Raw genomic sequence first — 276 nt, 5'->3', positions numbered from 1 at the left:
AACTTAACGGTCGTGGTGTCGATCGAGTCGGTGATGGTGGTCACCGCTGGATGGCTGTTATCCGGAACCAGTTTCTCGAAGTTGCCGCCAGTGGCCGTGCTGATGGTAGTGCTGACGGTGGAACCGTTGTTGTAGACGTCGTTAGCAGGTGTCTGGAAGACCACAGTGCCGGTAGTTTTACCGGCATCAATGGTGATCACCTGGCCGTTGGACAAGGTCACGGTGACCGGCGCATGCGCTTCATTCGAAAGCGTGGCGGTGTAGGTGATCTGACCG

General features: G+C 56.9%; 1 pseudogene. It reads right to left on the bottom strand.

Annotated features, from left to right (window positions below):
- Positions 1–276, bottom strand: a pseudogene (locus K0H47_RS31115) (immunoglobulin-like domain-containing protein); the annotation flags it as partial.

This window comes from Pseudomonas sp. Xaverov 83 (assembly GCF_019352905.1).
Taxonomy (GTDB): domain Bacteria; phylum Pseudomonadota; class Gammaproteobacteria; order Pseudomonadales; family Pseudomonadaceae; genus Aquipseudomonas; species Aquipseudomonas yamanorum.
This window is presented reverse-complemented; position numbering and strand designations above follow the sequence as displayed.